The 16,024-nt window shown below is 62.8% G+C and carries 16 protein-coding genes and 3 pseudogenes; 8 read left to right on the forward strand and 11 right to left on the reverse strand.

Translation table 11 applies throughout. From position 1 onward, the window contains the following. Nucleotides 1-26 precede the first annotated feature (26 nt). From ACFE99_RS00195 to ACFE99_RS00210, 4 genes and pseudogenes are all read left to right on the forward strand, one after another. Nucleotides 27-1,763, forward strand: a complete 1,737-nt coding sequence (locus ACFE99_RS00195; RefSeq protein ID WP_375481271.1) for a beta-ketoacyl reductase — start codon at nucleotides 27-29, stop codon at nucleotides 1,761-1,763. Between the two features lie 70 nt (nucleotides 1,764-1,833). Beyond that, entirely contained in the window at nucleotides 1,834-2,691 is an 858-nt protein-coding gene (locus ACFE99_RS00200) for an ABC transporter ATP-binding protein (RefSeq protein WP_375481273.1), read from the forward strand. A gap of 116 nt (nucleotides 2,692-2,807) precedes the next feature. Next, entirely contained in the window at nucleotides 2,808-3,548 is a 741-nt protein-coding gene (locus ACFE99_RS00205; protein ID WP_375481365.1) for an ABC transporter permease, read from the forward strand. A gap of 306 nt (nucleotides 3,549-3,854) precedes the next feature. Continuing rightward, a pseudogene (locus ACFE99_RS00210) lies at nucleotides 3,855-4,366 on the forward strand (cupin domain-containing protein). 420 nt (nucleotides 4,367-4,786) lie between these two features. Here the strand turns inward: ACFE99_RS00210 and ACFE99_RS00215 are convergent. After that, entirely contained in the window at nucleotides 4,787-5,872 is a 1,086-nt protein-coding gene (locus ACFE99_RS00215) for a methyltransferase (RefSeq protein WP_375481275.1), read from the reverse strand. Nucleotides 5,873-6,428: 556 nt separating this feature from the next. On the opposite strand from ACFE99_RS00215, the gene ACFE99_RS00220 reads away from it, so the two are divergent. Continuing rightward, a complete protein-coding gene (locus ACFE99_RS00220) occupies nucleotides 6,429-6,740 on the forward strand; it encodes a hypothetical protein (protein WP_375481277.1) in 312 nt (103 codons plus the stop codon). 572 nt (nucleotides 6,741-7,312) lie between these two features. Here the strand turns inward: ACFE99_RS00220 and ACFE99_RS00225 are convergent. The 4 genes from ACFE99_RS00225 to ACFE99_RS00240 form a co-directional block, all read right to left on the reverse strand. Beyond that, entirely contained in the window at nucleotides 7,313-7,882 is a 570-nt protein-coding gene (locus ACFE99_RS00225) for a hypothetical protein (protein ID WP_375481279.1), read from the reverse strand. A gap of 39 nt (nucleotides 7,883-7,921) precedes the next feature. Next, on the reverse strand, nucleotides 7,922-8,161 hold the full coding sequence (locus ACFE99_RS00230; RefSeq protein ID WP_375481281.1) for a hypothetical protein: 240 nt from the start codon (nucleotides 8,159-8,161) through the stop codon (nucleotides 7,922-7,924). A 528-nt stretch (nucleotides 8,162-8,689) separates the two neighbouring features. Further along, a complete protein-coding gene (locus ACFE99_RS00235) occupies nucleotides 8,690-9,148 on the reverse strand; it encodes a hypothetical protein (protein ID WP_375481283.1) in 459 nt (152 codons plus the stop codon). A 30-nt stretch (nucleotides 9,149-9,178) separates the two neighbouring features. Then, nucleotides 9,179-9,691 carry a DUF2231 domain-containing protein gene (locus ACFE99_RS00240; RefSeq protein WP_375481286.1) on the reverse strand — a complete coding sequence of 171 codons (513 nt, stop codon included), beginning with the start codon at nucleotides 9,689-9,691 and terminating at the stop codon, nucleotides 9,179-9,181. Nucleotides 9,692-9,875: 184 nt separating this feature from the next. On the opposite strand from ACFE99_RS00240, the pseudogene ACFE99_RS00245 reads away from it, so the two are divergent. Continuing rightward, nucleotides 9,876-9,986 (forward strand): annotated as a pseudogene (locus ACFE99_RS00245) (recombinase family protein); the annotation flags it as partial. Between the two features lie 86 nt (nucleotides 9,987-10,072). Here the strand turns inward: ACFE99_RS00245 and ACFE99_RS00250 are convergent. The 5 genes and pseudogenes from ACFE99_RS00250 to ACFE99_RS00270 form a co-directional block, all read right to left on the reverse strand. Beyond that, entirely contained in the window at nucleotides 10,073-10,228 is a 156-nt protein-coding gene (locus ACFE99_RS00250; RefSeq protein ID WP_375481288.1) for a hypothetical protein, read from the reverse strand. A gap of 23 nt (nucleotides 10,229-10,251) precedes the next feature. Further along, complete coding sequence (locus ACFE99_RS00255) at nucleotides 10,252-10,818, reverse strand: dihydrofolate reductase family protein (protein WP_375481290.1); 567 nt, start codon at nucleotides 10,816-10,818, stop codon at nucleotides 10,252-10,254. An 80-nt stretch (nucleotides 10,819-10,898) separates the two neighbouring features. Continuing rightward, a pseudogene (locus ACFE99_RS00260) lies at nucleotides 10,899-11,766 on the reverse strand (transposase); the annotation flags it as partial. Nucleotides 11,767-12,105: 339 nt separating this feature from the next. Continuing rightward, entirely contained in the window at nucleotides 12,106-12,255 is a 150-nt protein-coding gene (locus ACFE99_RS00265) for a hypothetical protein (protein ID WP_375481292.1), read from the reverse strand. 298 nt (nucleotides 12,256-12,553) lie between these two features. Next, the gene (locus ACFE99_RS00270; RefSeq protein WP_375481294.1) at nucleotides 12,554-12,688 is read right to left on the reverse strand and encodes a hypothetical protein; all 135 of its coding nucleotides are present in this window, start codon (nucleotides 12,686-12,688) and stop codon (nucleotides 12,554-12,556) included. A 352-nt stretch (nucleotides 12,689-13,040) separates the two neighbouring features. Between ACFE99_RS00270 and ACFE99_RS00275 the strand changes: the two genes are divergently transcribed. Beyond that, nucleotides 13,041-13,652: a carbonic anhydrase gene (locus tag ACFE99_RS00275; RefSeq protein WP_375481296.1), complete on the forward strand. Its 612-nt coding sequence runs from the start codon at nucleotides 13,041-13,043 to the stop codon at nucleotides 13,650-13,652. A 16-nt stretch (nucleotides 13,653-13,668) separates the two neighbouring features. Here the strand turns inward: ACFE99_RS00275 and ACFE99_RS00280 are convergent, their stop codons facing one another. Beyond that, complete coding sequence (locus ACFE99_RS00280) at nucleotides 13,669-14,547, reverse strand: DUF6671 family protein (protein WP_375481298.1); 879 nt, start codon at nucleotides 14,545-14,547, stop codon at nucleotides 13,669-13,671. Between the two features lie 170 nt (nucleotides 14,548-14,717). Here ACFE99_RS00280 and ACFE99_RS00285 point away from each other — a divergent pair. Then, on the forward strand, nucleotides 14,718-16,024 hold a 1,307-nt coding region (locus ACFE99_RS00285; RefSeq protein ID WP_375481300.1), incomplete at its 3' end, for a proton-conducting transporter membrane subunit.

Raw genomic sequence — 16,024 nt, forward strand, 5'->3', positions numbered from 1 at the left:
ACTGACTGGCTACAGTCGACCAGGCAGTGACCTACATCTGCGCCCAACCCGATGACCAACCACTCTGCTCAGGGCCAGCCCAAGATGAGCAGCACGCGGGTGCAGACGCCGCCGAAACGAATCACCAGACAGAGTGCCTCACGGTCCTTCATCTCGTCAAAGCCGTCGCAGCCCACGACACCGTCCCGTCCCGTCTTTACTTGATCACCGCCAATGCGCAACCGGCGCCCGGAACCCAAGCACTTGGCGTCGAACAGGCAGCCATTTGGGGACTCGGTCGAGTGATTGGCCACCAGGAATTCGTCAACCAATGGGGCGGACTGATCGACATCGACCAAGCCGACGACCGCGCTGAGACCGCTGCACGTATCTGCGAGCACATTCTCACTAATCACCCCGAGGATCAGATCGCCATCCGCGGCCGCACAACGTTCGTCCCACGTCTTCGCCGGTGCGCCAGCCTAACGCCAGCCTTCCCAACGAAACTCACGCCTGACGCGACCTACGTTGTCACCGGTGGAGCCGGAGCCCTGGGCCGCATCGTGGCCACATTTCTCGCAGAACGCGGGGCACGGCACATCGCATTGCTGAGCCGGAGCGAGATCCCACCACGACACCGCTGGTCGTCGCTGGCTGCAGACCACCCGCACCATGTGATGATCGAGGCGATCCAAAAGATCGAACATCTCGGTGCTCGAGTAACCACCGCCAGCGTCGATATCACCGACGCCGAGCAGGTGAAAATCTGGCTGGATGAACACCTTCGAAAAGGGGGCCGACCGGTACGCGGGATCATCCACGCCGCAGGGGCTGTCGACGACAAACTTCTGGTGAATATGACCGAATCCGACTTCACCAAAGTAATGGCTCCTAAAACCATCGGTACTCGTGTGCTGCACCATACTTTCAAAGAGCACGACCTAGAGTTTTTTGTCATGTTCGGGTCTGCCGGGTCGGTCATCGCGTCGCCCGGTCAAGGCAACTATGCCGCCGCTAACGCATTCCTCGACGCCTTCGCGCACCACAGACAGGCCGAGGGGCTGCCAGCTCTCACTATCGGATGGGGCCCCTGGTCGGTGGGAATGGTCGAAGAACTCAAGCTGGAGAAAATGTACGCGCAGCGAGGAATCGAGCTCATCACGCCCGCAGCGGGCACCCGAATCCTCGATCGGCTCATCAACCAAAAAACTCCCAATGTTATGGCTATCAGCGCCGACTGGATGCAGGCGCGTCGGGTCGGGCTCGGCGGACAACTGCCACCGATGTTCTGCGAACTGGGAACAGCCGAGACTTCGCCCGATCACGACCAATCGGGATTATCGATCCTCGATTTCCTCTCCGGGTGCCCGGAAGCCGACAGGCTCGACGTGGTCGCAACCCATGTTCGCCAAATCGTTGCCGCGGTCTTCGAGCTCGCTGTTAGCGACATCGGATCCGACGACGCCCTCGACGACATCGGCTTGGACTCGATGATGGCGATGGATTTCAGGCTCAGGATCAACTCGGTTTTCGGGGTTGATCTACCGCTGCTAGAACTACTCAGAGGCGTCAGCGTCAATTCGCTGGCCGTTCGCATACTCGCTGAGCTTCAATTAGCTGCCGACAATCCGCCCGCGGTCACCGAACAGCGATCAGAGCCCATCCCAGCTGACGACGATGTCGACCGACTGCTCGAACAGTTGTCGGAGGCCGATCTACGGAAAGTACTGGCCGAACTTGAGGGACAATCTCCTGAGCAGGAAACAGGAGAGGCGCACTTGTGAATTCCGCGCCGCACGCCCACGACCGTCACGGCTCGCTACCGATTGACTGCCAGCGCAGAACGGTTGGGCGATGGCAGTGACGCGCACAGATCGATCATCTGCGGTGCACGTCCGAGGTTTGTCAAAGACCTACGGGCAGTTACACGCGGTGCGAGATTTGGATCTCGACGTCGGCTATGGCGAGATTTTTGCGATCCTAGGGCCCAACGGGGCGGGTAAGTCGACGACCATAGAAATCCTCGAGGGTCACCGAAAACGCGACTCTGGATACGTGCGTGTGCTGGGCGAAGATCCCGAAACCGCTGGCAGGAGCTGGCGCGCCAAGATCGGCATCGTGCTGCAAGAAGTCAGCGACGCCGGGATGCTGACAGTGTCGGAAACCGTGAAGATGTTCGCGAAGTGCTATGGGACGGCGCGAGTTCCGCCGGACGTCCTTGATCTCGTCGGTCTTGGCTCGGTTTGCAGTTCGAAAGTAAGGACGCTATCAGGGGGACAGCGCCGGCGGCTCGACGTCGCTCTCGGCGTCATTAACATGCCTAGATTGCTCTTTCTCGATGAACCGACAACCGGGTTCGATCCAGAAGCCAGACTTCAGTTCTGGGACCTCATCAGGCTGTTGGCCGGCGATGGCACCACGATCCTGCTGACCACCCACTACCTCGATGAAGCCGCGACGCTGGCCAACCGTGTCGCAGTCATCGCCGGCGGCAAAGTGGTGGCAGTCAACTCGCCGACTAAATTGATCGGATACGTCAGCTCGGCTGCGACGGTCCGGTGGAGCGAGGGAGATACGGTCCACGTGGAAAAGACAGACCGCCCGACTGATCTGATCAGGCAGCGGTCCAGGCATGGGGGAGAACTGGCTGAGCTGACCGTAACTCGGCCAACGCTCGAAGACGCTTATCTGCATTTGATCGGCCTGGCATGATGGGCGTCCACCAGCTGCAGAGTGCTTCACCCCCGCGACACCGTGCCACTGAGTCGCAGTCACCGCTCCCATCTCCGCTGCGTATCGGCTTGTCGCGAGTCGTCCCTGAGTTGAAGATGTTTTACCGGCGACCGGAGCAGTTGGCTCTGACGTTTTCCATGCCGGCTGTTATTTGCATCTTGTTGGGTTCGATCTTCTCAACGAAACTGCCTCATAGCGATATCAGCACCGGCTCGGTGATCGCGGCCAGCATCCTGGCTTATGGGATTCTCTCGACATCATTTATCAACCTTGGCATCAGCATTGCCGCCGACCGCGACACGGGCGCCTTGAAGCGGCTGCGTGGAACGCCAACGACCGCATCGTCGTATTTCATCGGAAAAATTATGCTGGTTGCCATCGCGAGTCTTGCCGAGGCCATCGTTATTCTGTCGGTCGGGGTGGTTTTCTTCGAACTTCACCTACCCACAACGGTTTTCGGATGGCTTACGCTGACGTGGGTATTCCTTTTGGGAATCGTGAGTTGTTCGCTGATAGGGATATTCATCAGCAATCTAGCAAGTAACGCGGTGTCGGCAGCCGTCGTCACCAACGGCCCAGCGGTGGGCTTACAATTTGTGTCGGGCACGTACGTGCCGCTTATGGTGTTACCGCCGTGGATGTTGACGGTTGGCTCTATCTTTCCGGTCAAGTGGATGGCCCAAGGCTTTCGCTCGGTGTTGTTGCCATCGAAAATGGTCGCGTTCGAGCCAGCCGGCAGCTGGGAACACTGGCACATTTTCCTTGTGCTGACAGCTTGGAGTATCGGCGGTTTAGCTGCCTGCCTCGCAGTGTTCCGGTGGTCGGACAACCATTGACCATGACCCGGCAAAACGGGGCTATGGAAGCACTCCATGGAGCCAGCATGGTGGACCCGACCGCGCATCTCGGCGCCGAACTAGGCGTCCCGACCTTCTAATCTCCTGACCGTCACTGGGGAGACCTATATGACCTCTTACACGTGTCAACTTGAAGTGCCCCGGTGTGAGGGTACGAATTGGCTTCACCACCTGGGTTCAGTGAGGCTGCTTGTGTTCGGTGATTGTCATCGGGCAATGCGGCAGGAATACCGTGGTCGACTAACCCGTTGCGCCGAAGTGTCTTTCAATCGAAAGGTTCTGCTGATGGCACTTGAGCAGTTCACTCCGGACGTCGTTCCCGTCGTTAGAAGCGACGAGCGAGAGGTCCTGCGCACCGCATCGGGTGCCTCGACTGGATTAGTCGTGGATTCCGATGCGACCGGCGGGGGTTGAGCGTCCTGGATATCTCCCTTTCCACAGGCGCTGACGGCGCTGCCCCCCATTACCACACCCGTTCGTCGGAACTGTTCTTCATCGTCTCCGGTCAGATCGAAATCCTCACCGGGGATTGCGTGGACATATTGACGGCGGGCGACACCGCCGTGGTCCCGCCTCTGGTTCATCACGCATTCGCAGCCAGCCCTGACAGCGAAGCGCACCTGTACACGGTGCTCACACCTGGGGTGCAGCGCTTCGGGTACTTTCGTCTACTCGATGACATCTTCAACGGGAGAATCGATCGCTCCGAGCTCGAGTCGGCGCAGGCCCAGTACGACAATTGGTTCGTCGACAGCCCTGCGTGGGGTGAGGCTCGGGGGTTGACGCCGCGCGGTTAGCACTCGGTTCGGCATTCTGCCAAAGACATTGTGCGACAGTCACGGTAGCGCTATGCGATGTTATTTCGCCCAGACGCGCCGGATTTGGCTGCCGCAACGTTGGGCAGCCCGGCGTCCACGGCTGCTTTCGAGCTCCTCGTGCAGGCGGTCTCCGCCTGCCTCGACCCGGCGGCCGATACCGGCAGCGAGGCGTTCACCGTGGCGGTCACACTCTGGTGCGCGCGGGACGGTTACGCCAACTTAAGCGCCCAACGCGTCCGCCCTGGCCCGACCGCGCCGAGGTCCTGCGCCGCATCGTCTCGTCCGCCTTGCGCGTTCGGCACCGCCACGCGGCCGGCGCCGCGACAACGCCGCCCGAGCCGGATGAGCCGTACACCAGGGCGCACCGACTGCAGCCGACCCCAGCCCAAAAGACTTGAGTCAAGTCTTTTCTGCCTCGATGAGGTCGTGCGGCACAACCGAGACCACCCGGCCGGTGGGCCGCAGGCCGGCGGCGGTGAGCAGGGCCGACAGTTCGGCCACCGAGCGCAGCCGGCCGCCGTCCCTCTGGGTCAGCGTGTGCAGGTCGAGAAGCGGTGTAAACGGATTCGGACGATTGGGCGGCTGGATGATCTCGACCACAACTAGCCTGCTGCCGCTGGGCATGCTGGCCGCCACCGCGGTCAGGATCTTGCCGCAGCGTTCGTCGTCCCAGTCGTGCAGCACGTCTTTGAGCAGGTACACGTCGGCGATGGCGTCGATGGTGCCGAAGATGTCGCCCTCGACACGATCGATGCGGTCGGCAAGACCGCGGTCGGCGAGGAATGGTTCAGCCTCGGCGATCACGCCCGCAACGTCGACCAATACCCCACGCAAGTTCGCGCGCGACTCCACGATCGCCGACAGCAGCCTGCCGGTTCCGCCGGCCACGTCGCACACCACGGCACCGTCCGGCCACGGGTACGCCCGCGCGATGGCGCGGGCGCTGATCTCGGTGGCCTGGCGCATCGTCGACGCGAACAGGCGTTCCTCGTCGGGGTGCGCGGCGAACCACTCCCAAACCGACATGCCGTGCACGGTCGCGAACGCGCTGTGGCCGCTGCGCACGCTGGCGGTCAGGCCACACCAGGCCTCGACCGTCGACCGCAGCCCCTTGTAGCGCGCCCAGGCCCGCAGCGAAGCGGGATGGTCGCTGCGCAACACCGCCCCGGTGCGGGTCAGCTTTACCGCTCCGGTTCGTTGGTTCATATTGCAGAGCCCGCAACTGACCGCCCCGCGCAGCAGGCGATGGGTGGTGTCTGGATCGGAGCCGATGCGGGCGGCGATCTGCGGCGCGGTCATCGCCCCACCGGCGAGCAGGTCGGCGATCCCGAGTTCGGCGATGGCCGCGGCAACCTGAACGCCGGCGACGCCCTCACCAAGATCCAGCATCGCGATTTCGGGCGGCACCAGCAGGTCGGCGAGCCGCTTGAGCCTGCGCCGCAGGGCGAGAGTGGCCAGCACAACGGGGCGGGGCGTTGACGGCATCTATGCAACATACCCGCACCGCGCATCTCGGCCACGCCCCGGTCCTTCGGCAATTGGGCCGTAACGATCGCACCGGTCGGCCTCGCGCAATTACTCTTCTGCAACGACTTCCGGCGACCAATACGCCGACAAGCGGTATTGCGCCGGCCACCCGTGCGGCCCCTCCACTGCATCGGCTATCCCCCCGACTTGGGTCAGCTCGTCATGGGCACCGCTGCGCTAAAGCGAATCCCATCAGTGTGTCCCGAGCGGGTGACGCCGTGGCCGTAGTTGGGTCGGAGTGCTATAGAGACTGCGGAATTGTTGATGGTGCACATTAAAACCTGCCCAGTGCCCGCATTCCGCACTGCAGTGCGCCGCTTGCCCGTTAGATGCTGCCGGCGCTCGGTGCGGGCCCCAGCCGGCAAAGATCATTCCGAGTTGCTTGCCTGTGAGATTGTCTGAGACGAGGAATACGAAGGATCCGTTGCTTTCGATGTGCTTGCGCCTGAGGCCATTCGGCAGGTCTGACGCTGACCGACGTCCCATCGCAGGCTACCTCTTGCCAGTTCTCGTCGTGGATCACGTTCCCGTACTGGGGGAAAAGCGTTCGGCGGCTGCGCACCGACCGTCTAGACGCCGTGCAGTTATCGTCGGCACCAGCAACGTTGTTGTGCGACAAGAAGTATTGGATGTGTTGCAGGCAGCCAAGCAATCCGGCAAGACACGGCTCGTCGGCTACTCAGCTGACGGTTCAGCGGCACGGACGGCTGTCGACACCGACGCCGTTGAACTCCTTCAAAACTCAATCAACATTGCCGACCAAGAAGCGATCGACCTGACCGTACCCCTGTGCGTCGAACGCGACATTAGCGTTATCGCCAAGTGACCCGTCGCAAACGCCGCTTGGCGTATCGGCCGAGGCGAAGACAACAGCCACCTCGACAGCTACTGGGACCGTCGCGGCTATGCCGACGACTACGCCCGCCGGCTGGCTTTGCTCGACTACCTCTTCCTGCAAGGTGCGCTCAGCGAAGCGATCGCAGCAGCTTTGACTTTCACCCTCAAGGTGCCCGGTGTCACTACCGCCATCGTTGGTACCACGAAACCTGGACAATTGAACGAAAACGCGCACCTGGCACGAGGGCCAAGCCCGATCGGATACCATCGCTGCCGGTGAAACGCCGCGGGCGCAAGCACGCGAAACGCCTCGATGAACAACTCACCCTGCGGGAATGCTGTGCGGCCTATGGTGCACTCAGCGCTTAGTTCGGCTTTGTGAGCAGCTCTTGTTGTGTAAGCGGTCGGGTCGCGGCAGTGTTCTGTGCTGCACATGTACCTGACGGATGTCGCGCTTGGCGGTGAAGTGGTGCGACTGTCTGGTTCGTCGGTTCGGCTCCTGTCCGAAGCGTGTGGCGAGCGCGGACGAGCGCCGGGACCCGAGCCTACCGGCTAGTAAGACTAATTGGGCGACAGGCGGACTGGGTCGTTGGGTACTTCGACGACTAGTGGGCCGCGTCCTTCGGTGAGTGAGATGGCGGCGTCGATGAGGTATTGACTGACAATCTCAATTGCGTCTGTGGGGGAGAGGTGTTCACAGACAAATGCGGGGTTGTTGAGGTCGGCACGCCGCATCACCTCTAGGCAGCCCGGCGCGAAATCGGTTCGTTCGACGGCGTTGTCGTCGCAGCGGCCGTTGATCGTGGGGATGTGTTGCTTATATCGAATGCAGACTGCTTCCTGATTCACGCCGTAGCCTGCTAGCGGCGCGCTATCGCGATTGACTGTCAGGGGCCAAAATGGCGGAGCCAGCTCGAAATGGCGCAGTATCTCCTGTTTTGGACCCTCGAATGCGTGATGAGTGATCAAGCGGGTGCGGCACTGAGTGGCGATGCTGTAGTAAGGGACGCGGTTGCGGCGCATCAGATAGACAAAAACCTCAGCGGCTATTCGCTCGGCCGGTGACCGGGACGGATCGTCTTGAGCCGGGTATGGCCGACTTTGATTTCCGTGCTGATCAGCATGGCTCATCAGCAAATCGCATCGATGAGATGGCTGCGGTTTAGGGGCTTAGATTGCACACGGATCCCAATTGCTTCGACCGACGGGCATCCCAAACCTGTTGTCGGCTAGCAGAGAATCGAGGTTGACAACGACGCTGTCGTTGGTGAGCACGGTGAACGTGGGTGGCCCGGGTGCGAGCCGATACGGGAGTGCACGGTGGTCGACTACTGCACCGGCCATAGCGTCATTGACCACGGTGTGTCCGGAGTCGGCGATTTCATCGATGACCGCATGAAGGGTCGTCATGCGTAAGGCGTCAAGGGTTAGCGGGGACTCGCGGGTCGTGCTCAGCAAGTTGATCATCGGACCCACTGCGGGACTTCCTATGGGTAGAACATGATCCCGATTCTAGGGCCGGACCCGCGAACCCGGATGATTTCGATTAAACGCATCAGGTTAGAAAGCCCCGCAAGTCCCATAGGTCACCCTGTAGGCGCATTCGGCTACGTCCATTTGTCGAGGAGCACGCCACCAGGGCGGCTTCGCCCGTGACCCGCGCCCATTTGTTGCAGCCGCACTATGCGCTTCTGGTGCGACGTACGTGCCGGTCGGCAGCTCCGGGGTTCTCGTTATCCACCACCGTTGCGCGTCCGACTTGCGGGTAAGCGCCTTGCCGATTCGCGCCGCTCGTCGTCGAATGGCTTTTCTGCCAACGTAATCCGATGCGGTAGCGGGTGCTGTGGGAACGATGTCGAAGCGGGCGTAGCGCCGAGCGAAGCTGGCCGTCGTCAAGGCCATGACCGCCAGCGGCTCAGCCGTCGGTCTCAAGAGGCTCTAGCCGGTACCGATGCCGAGCATGCTGAGCACCACGAGGACCAGGGTGGTCACCGCCAGCAACCCGTGGGCGGCCACGATGGTGACAGGAAAAGAGCGCTCAGGCGCGTGCTCACCAGGAGCCGCGGCGGTTACGGCCGGCTGCTGGCGGCCGGGGGTGACTCCTGCGCGCCGGCTTCGGTAGCTGGGCACCCATAGCGCGAACATGGTCAACCCTGCCACCGCCGCCAATGCCAGCAAAATTAACGCCGCCCAGCCCACGGGGTGCTTGTGCATCATCAGGTAGATGATCCAGAGCACCAGTCCGGCCGCCGCGAGGAGAAAATGCCCGAAGATTAGTGCGGGTGGGAACCTGGTGGCGCTGGCGCGGCGATGGCCGCCGCCGCTGACCCATTGGGCCAGTAGGTAAGATCCCCCGCCGGCGGTCAGGATCCATACAACCAGTGCCGCGATACCCATGATCATGTCCTTTCTGTGATGGTGGTGAAGTCAGCGGCGGAAAGCTTCGGTTTGGTCGGCCTCACGCGCGACTCGGACCCCGTAGCGGTAGGACAGCATGCCGCCCAAGAATCCCGACACCATCAGCACGGCCAGGCTGCACGCCGATAGCACCAGCGGTCCTAGCCCGACCGCGGCGGGTTGGCCGTAGCTGCTGTGGCGCCAGATGAAATTGACGATATAGGCGCTGACAATGGCGACGTTAAGCGTCATATGCAGCAGCGCTACCCGAAACGCCCGGGTGCCGGTGGGCATGGCCAGCAGATCTAAAAACCCGATCATCGCCGCTAGCAGCGCGCCGATGATACCGATCGCGATCAGCCATTCCGAGCCCTGCGCCAGGAAGCCGGGCGCAGCCACAATGTGTGAGGCGATGTCGAACACCGAGCCGCTCACCCAGGCTCCGATCGGCACCGTTACCAGGATGGGATGAAAGGGATGCCCATAGGGCCCGGCCAACACCGCGCTGATCGGTTCTTTGCCCTGCTCGACTTCGGTGGTCACTAGCGCCCTCCGCGTCGTCGGTCTTCTCGCTAACCGATGTGGGTCCGAGTGCAACACGCGCTTTTGTGCGGGGGATACCTACCCGCTCGGTGTCTGGCTAAACCTGAATAGCCCGCCGTGCCGCCCCTCACCGCGCATCGTGCGCTTCCCCGGCTAAGACTCAACGTCGACGGTTCCTTGCAGGATCTCGACCGACCCGGTCGGCCGATTGCTGTTCACCACTCTTAGCATGGTTGCCCAGTTGGAGGGCCGAAACGTCCGTGCCCGGACTCCGGAGGGTATGGCCGCCGCCGGGGCCAAGGGTCGGCTGCGGGGCAACCAGCCAAGCTCAGTCCACGGCAGGCGGGGGAGATATTGTCAAGACTTGTGGATGAGCGAGTTTCAGGCGGCCTCGTCGGTGGTTGGCGGGTCGATCGGTCGTTCTGCGAATTTCCCGGGTAGCAGTTCGCCGAACTGCTGGTGGATGTCGAACAGGCCGCCGTGCAGCAGCAGTAACGGGGTGCCGCTCGAGTCGTGTAGCCCGTAGTGCATGCGCATGTCGTCTGGCTGTGCATGTCCGATCAGTCGTGTTTGGCCTCGTAGCGCAGCAGGACCGTGCCGCCCGGGAAGGTGCGGTTCTCCAACAGTCGCAGCGAGATCCATGACGGCAGTGTCGGGAAGAACGGGGTGCCGCCGCCCACGGCGGTGGGCGTGAGCACGATCCGGTACTCGTCCACCAGTCCGGCCTGCACGATCGGTGCGGCCAGCGTCGCGCCGGCCACCTCCAGTCTGCCGTCGGTTTCGGCTTTCAGCTTCGTTACCACCTCGACCGGGTCGCCGCGTTCCAGGCGGGAGTTCCAGTCGACGGCCTCTAGGGTGCGCGAGAACACGACCTTGGGCATGTCGCGCCAGATGTGGGCGAAGTCGACGATCAATGGGGTGGCGTCCGGGGCCTTGTCGGCGGTCGGCCAGTACGCGGACATCAGTTCGTAGAGCCGCCGCCCGTAGAATGCTAGGGCGGTCTCCCGCTCGAAGTCGTTCCAGTACTGGTGCAGTTCTTCGCTCGGTTCGCTCCAGTCGATATTGCCTTGTGCGTCGGCGATGTACCCGTCCACCGACACGTTGAAGCCATAGATGAGTTTGCCCATGCAGATCAGACTGCACCGGAGGGCAAAACTCATCGCGACGCCACACCAGACATTGTCAAATCCTCGTGGATGGGCGAGCGTCAGGCGGCCTCCTTCGTAGGTGACGAATCGACCGGTCGTTCGATGAGTTTGCCCTTCTCGAACACGGCTCCGGCCCGAACCAGGGCATCAGGTGTTGCGCGTTCACTGCGCGCCAGCGTGCCTCAGCGGCCTCGATCAGCTTGAACGCCATCGCGAGCCCGGTGCCGGCGAGCCCGGCCCCTTGGTGACCTTGTTCCTCAAACGCACTGTCCGAAAGTAGATTCGATGGGGTTCGTCGTGCGCAGATGGATCCAATGCTCCGCCGGGTAGTGGTAGAACGCCGTCAGCATGTCGGCGTCGTCGACGATCTTCGCCACTGCCTTCGGGAACTTCGCGCCATAGTCTCGTTCGAACGCGATGATCGCCGCCCGCGCCTCGTCGGCGTCCTCGGCGTTGTAGATTTCCTTCATCGCCGCCAGCGCGCCCGGATGCGCCGACTTCGGAAGCAGCAAGGGCATTCTCCTGCTCCAACCGAATTTCCAGGTGAATCCCGTCGGCCCACAGGTAGACGTAGTCCACACCCGAGAGATCGCGGGCGGCGAAGGCGCGGGCCTCGTCCTGCCACTGCGTCGTCAGCCGGGTGATCGATGACGCCGACAAGCCCGCGCCTGTGCCGAGGAACTGCATGAGCGCCGGAGCCAAGTCGCCCGAGGACAGGCCGTGCAGGTACAGCAGCGGCAGAACCGCGGTGATCTGCGGGGAACATCGCGCGCATGCGGGCAGGATCGCCGAGGAGAACCGCTGCCGCTTCCTGGTTTCCGGGTCCGTCCGCTTGTCGTTGACCCGGGGAGCTTTCACCTCCACCGCACCCGCGCTGGTCACCACCGTGCGCGGCTGGTGGTAGTCATTGCGGACCACCAGTCGACGAAGGGCAACACGATCGGCGAGCTCGAGGAGCTATTCCAGGTCAGTGGTTCGACGATCTATCTGGCCGGCGCGCGGGGCGAATGACTTGGACGTCGCACAGAGCGCAGCGCGGCGGCGATCTCATAGGGCGCGTAACGCGCAGCGTCTTTCGCGGCTTGGTGACAAGCAGCACGGTCGGCGCGACCAGCACCGCGTTCCACAACGAAGGCTTCGAGAACGAGCCAGACTGCCGCTGTGAACACAGCAGCATGCGGCGCCAGACGACTCAGTCGTACCGCGACGCGGTTTACCATACCGACCAGCGACAGGCCGGGCGGTTTTCTCCGGGTCGCTGAACGGCTACTCAAGCTGGAAACGGCAGCGCCTCGGCCACTTCCACTGCTCGCTGGCCGGGATGGCCACCAGGGCGCTGAGCACGCAGGCCAGATCGCGCCAGTCGGGCCGCAACGGTCGATCGAATCCATAGCGAAGCTCGCGGTGTTCTGACATACACACCTCACGACCATCCCCTGGTCGAAATTCAATAAGTGGAGGCCGCAAACTCTGCTGGAGGTACGTCGAGATAGCCGTGCAGGCGGCTGGTGTTGTGGCAGTCCCAGCCAGCGTCGCGAGGGCGTTATCGAAGCTTTAACCGATGGCCCCGACCGAGGGTACGGCGCCGATCCCGGCGAAGCGTTCGCTGTATCGGATCGATGTGATTTGCGATTCGGCATCGGAGTGACATCACAACGCTATCAACACTTTTCCACTTGATCAGCGGGCTGTTTCGATGGTGACGAGCACCTTCTCAGGTCGCCAGGACGGTCAGATCGACGACCCACAGCTGCTTGGGCGCGGTGGCGGTGGATTCTCGACTCACCAGAGCGGGATGCAGCAGTGCATCCAGGTCGAACCTGTTGGTACAGAGCGGTTCCCACGCCACACCTGCGGTTCCAGCGGCCAGGATGTACCGGGTTTTCTGCGGGCTGCACCTACGGCCGGTCGGCTTCCCCGGCGACTGTTCCCTCGACCTGACTGCATCCTGCCCAACAAACGGAGTCTCTGGACTCACGGGGGCGGTTCGTTGCGCCCGGGTAGTCTGCCGCTGCGGTGAGCATTTCAACGGCGAAGTTGTGCTGGCCGTGAGACTGGGTCGACTGAACAGTGGACGAATGTTGTTCCCGGTGCTGATGTACCTTGAGTTATGTAACTCAATTCATGTAATGTGCTGCGTATAATTTGGTTACCTGGACGCGGGCCGCCGGCTCGCTGTTGCACAGAAAGGCCGGTGTGATATGTCAACCCCATTGCAAGCCTGGCAGCTTCTGCGCCATGGGAACGGCAGGTTCGCCGCCGGTTACCGAACGGCGGACGGCCTTGATCAGGTTGAGGACCCGCCCGCGGCGGCAATGTTCACATGCGCGGATGCGGGGCTGGATACCGCTAGCGTGTTCGGTCAAGCGGCTGGTGCGCTATTTACCGTCTCTACGTGGGGTCATGTGGTGGGTGCGGCAGTGGTGGCGTCGGTGGAATACGCCGTCGCCGGGTTGGGCGCTCCGCTGGTGGTGGTTCTCGGCCATGACGGGTGTGGTGCGATGCGCGCCATTGCTGACGACCCCGGCGCCTATTGCCTCGATAGTCCTGGGCTGCAAGCTATTTGGGGTCAGATCCTACCGCCGGTTCATGCGGCTAGCGGCAATGGGGTGGCCAGTCCAGACGAACTGGAAACGCGACGTGTGCAAAAGGCGGCGTCGGCGTTGTTGGATTATTCGCCGTTGCTGGCCGAACGTGTGCAAACTGGCCGTTGCGCTGTGGTGTGTGTGATGGTCGCCCAGGATGGCCGGGCCCGCCTGTGCAGGGTGTTTGGTGACGTGGGCGAGGTTGCGCTATCTGGCGAAGCCCGCTGAGGCCAGCGCCCGCAGACTAGGGGTTGCAATTCTCGCACCAGCGCGGTTCGGCGGTGGCGCACGCCCGCGGGATGCTGCGGCGGTATTCGCAGGCCGGGCAGCCGTGGATGTCGGCGGCAATCAGGCTGGTCGGAAAACCGCAGGCGGCGCATGGCAGTCCGGTGCTGACGGCGACCTTTCCGTAGCCAGGCGATGCGCATGCAGGGCACCGTGTGGCCAATCGGTGGGCGAGGCGATCGGCGAGCCGTGTGAGAACCTCGCGGCGGCTGGGGTTGTGGTGGGCGCGCAGATCTGGTTCGACGCATGCCTCGCCCGTATCCGAGGCATGCAAGGCGGCTTCAACGGTACCCGCTAGGGCGCCGCTATCGGTGAGGCCTTTGCCGAATACGCGTATGTTGCCGCAGACCATAGTTTTAACTGCCGCGCCCTGTTCGGGAAACCCAAAAGTGCGCGCGGCGTCCACGGCCTCGCTCGCGCTACGCACCGTCTGGGGTGATCCGGGCGCACCGGGAGTGTTCACGCCCTCGACGACTTCGATGTCTAGGACGTCGTCGATGAACAGCAAGATCTCTTCGTGCACAGCTAGCACCGCGTACTGCGTGCTGTAGGTAGCCTCGCTGGCTATTCCGTAGCTGCAGCCGGTCGACGTCATCGCCAGTCGCGCCTTGGCGCGCGCGGTTTCGATCGGGCTGAGCCGGCGGTCAACGTCGCCGGTGAAGGTGCCGAATTGGTCGGTGTCCAGACCTCGCGGCGCAACGACGCGAGCACCCAGCACGTCCTGGAAAGCTTGCGCCACTTGCTTTTCCTTTCCGTGCATGGTGCCCATCACCACCAGAGCCCCGGCATAAGGGGTATGAGCCCGCACGGTTTGTCCGACGCTGCGCTGATCGATCACGACGACCTCCCATGGCTAATGTCTCGCGACTTGCAAGCGACACGCTACATCAGAAATACAGAACATGTAACTTGATACACGATACATATTTCCGGTAGTGTTCGGACGCACGGTACGACAGAACCAAGTCGCCGACCCTTGTGCGGCAGGGATTTTAAGAAAGGTGTGCGATGGGTGTACTGCTGGGGATGCTGATCGTGACGCCCATGGTGTTCGCCGCCGTGGGGCGGCTGGTAGGGATTCCGGGACGTGTTTGGGGTCCCGCAGCAGCCGGGCTGGCCGCCGCCGGGGGATTCGGTCTGGGAGCGCTGGTCGCGGTGGGCGGCTCAGCGGCGTGGGTTGTGGCCGACGGCAACGGACGCGCGCTCATCGGGTTGCAGGCCGATCAATTGGTCGCGGTGCTGCTGCCGCTGGTGTGCACGATCAGCGCGGTGGTTCAGCTGTTTGCCCGGCGGTATCTGTGGGGTGATCGGCGCGCTGAGCGTTTCTTCGCCGCGACCGCGGTATTGACCAGCGCAACCGCGATTTTGGTGAGCGCCGCCAGCATGGTGGTGCTCGCGCTGGGCTGGACGGTGGCCGGTTGCGCGCTGTGTGTGCTGCTGGGCCTCTACGCCGAGCTGCCCACCGCTCGTGACGGGCTGCGACGCACGGCCCGCGCTTTCGCGGTCGGTGATCTGGCGCTGTGGGTGGCGGTGACGGTGATCGTAATCGATTGGGGCGATGGGGATCTTCGTGCCGGTCATCTTTCGCGGCTGACAGCAACGGGCTGGTGGCAGACGGCCGCGGTCGCGGCGTTGTTGCTGTTAGCCGCTGCGTCGCGCTCAGCGCAACTGCCGTTCCATCGCTGGTTGCCGGCCACCTTGGCGGCTCCCACCCCGGTGTCGGCGTTGCTGCACGCCGGTGTGGTCAATGCCGGAGCGATCCTGTTGCTGCGCAGCGGAAGCATTGTCGGATCGTCCACCGCCGTGATGCACGCCGCGTTTATCCTCGGGGCGGCCACCGCGGTTTACGCGACGGTGCTGATGTTGACCAAGCCCGACATCAAAGGTGCGTTGGCGCACTCCACCATGGGCCAAATGGGATTCATGATCATGACCTGCGGGTTAGGGCTTTTCGCCGCGTCGATCTTCCACTTGGTCGGCCACGGCATGTACAAGGCCACACTGTTTTTGGGATCGGGTTCGGCGGTACGCCGCCATCTGCGCCGGCGGCATGCCCCACCCCCGGCGTCGCTGAGCCGCAAGCAAAGCTGGACGCTGGGCGCGCTCGCATCGGTCATACCGGCGGCTGTGGTCTTCGGTGCGGTGTCGATGCTGCCCGAAACGATCTCCGCCCATAACGCCGGCCTGGTGATGGTGTTCGCGTGGGCGACCGCGGCGTGGGCCAGCTGGGCATGGTTGCGGCAGCGTCTCTGCACGTGGCGGGTGCTGGCCGCGGTGATTGCATTGATCATCGCGATCCCGGCCTACCTTGCCGC

Source organism: uncultured Mycobacterium sp. (genome assembly GCF_964249325.1).
Lineage (GTDB): Bacteria > Actinomycetota > Actinomycetes > Mycobacteriales > Mycobacteriaceae > Mycobacterium.

What these genes read in the sequence shown, in the direction of transcription:
- ACFE99_RS00200 (WP_375481273.1), top strand. Translation starts at nt 1,834, where the DNA reads ATGGCAGTGACGCGCACAGATCGATCATCTGCGGTGCACGTCCGAGGT.
- ACFE99_RS00235 (WP_375481283.1), bottom strand. Translation starts at nt 9,148, where the DNA reads ATGGGTATCGCGGCACTGGTTGTATGGATCCTGACCGCCGGCGGGGGA.
- ACFE99_RS00205 (WP_375481365.1), top strand. Translation starts at nt 2,808, where the DNA reads ATGTTTTACCGGCGACCGGAGCAGTTGGCTCTGACGTTTTCCATGCCG.
- ACFE99_RS00225 (WP_375481279.1), bottom strand. Translation starts at nt 7,882, where the DNA reads ATGAGCCATGCTGATCAGCACGGAAATCAAAGTCGGCCATACCCGGCT.
- ACFE99_RS00275 (WP_375481296.1), top strand. Translation starts at nt 13,041, where the DNA reads ATGTCAACCCCATTGCAAGCCTGGCAGCTTCTGCGCCATGGGAACGGC.
- ACFE99_RS00265 (WP_375481292.1), bottom strand. Translation starts at nt 12,255, where the DNA reads ATGTCAGAACACCGCGAGCTTCGCTATGGATTCGATCGACCGTTGCGG.
- ACFE99_RS00230 (WP_375481281.1), bottom strand. Translation starts at nt 8,161, where the DNA reads ATGACGACCCTTCATGCGGTCATCGATGAAATCGCCGACTCCGGACAC.
- ACFE99_RS00255 (WP_375481290.1), bottom strand. Translation starts at nt 10,818, where the DNA reads ATGGGCAAACTCATCTATGGCTTCAACGTGTCGGTGGACGGGTACATC.
- ACFE99_RS00215 (WP_375481275.1), bottom strand. Translation starts at nt 5,872, where the DNA reads ATGCCGTCAACGCCCCGCCCCGTTGTGCTGGCCACTCTCGCCCTGCGG.
- ACFE99_RS00250 (WP_375481288.1), bottom strand. Translation starts at nt 10,228, where the DNA reads ATGCGCATGCACTACGGGCTACACGACTCGAGCGGCACCCCGTTACTG.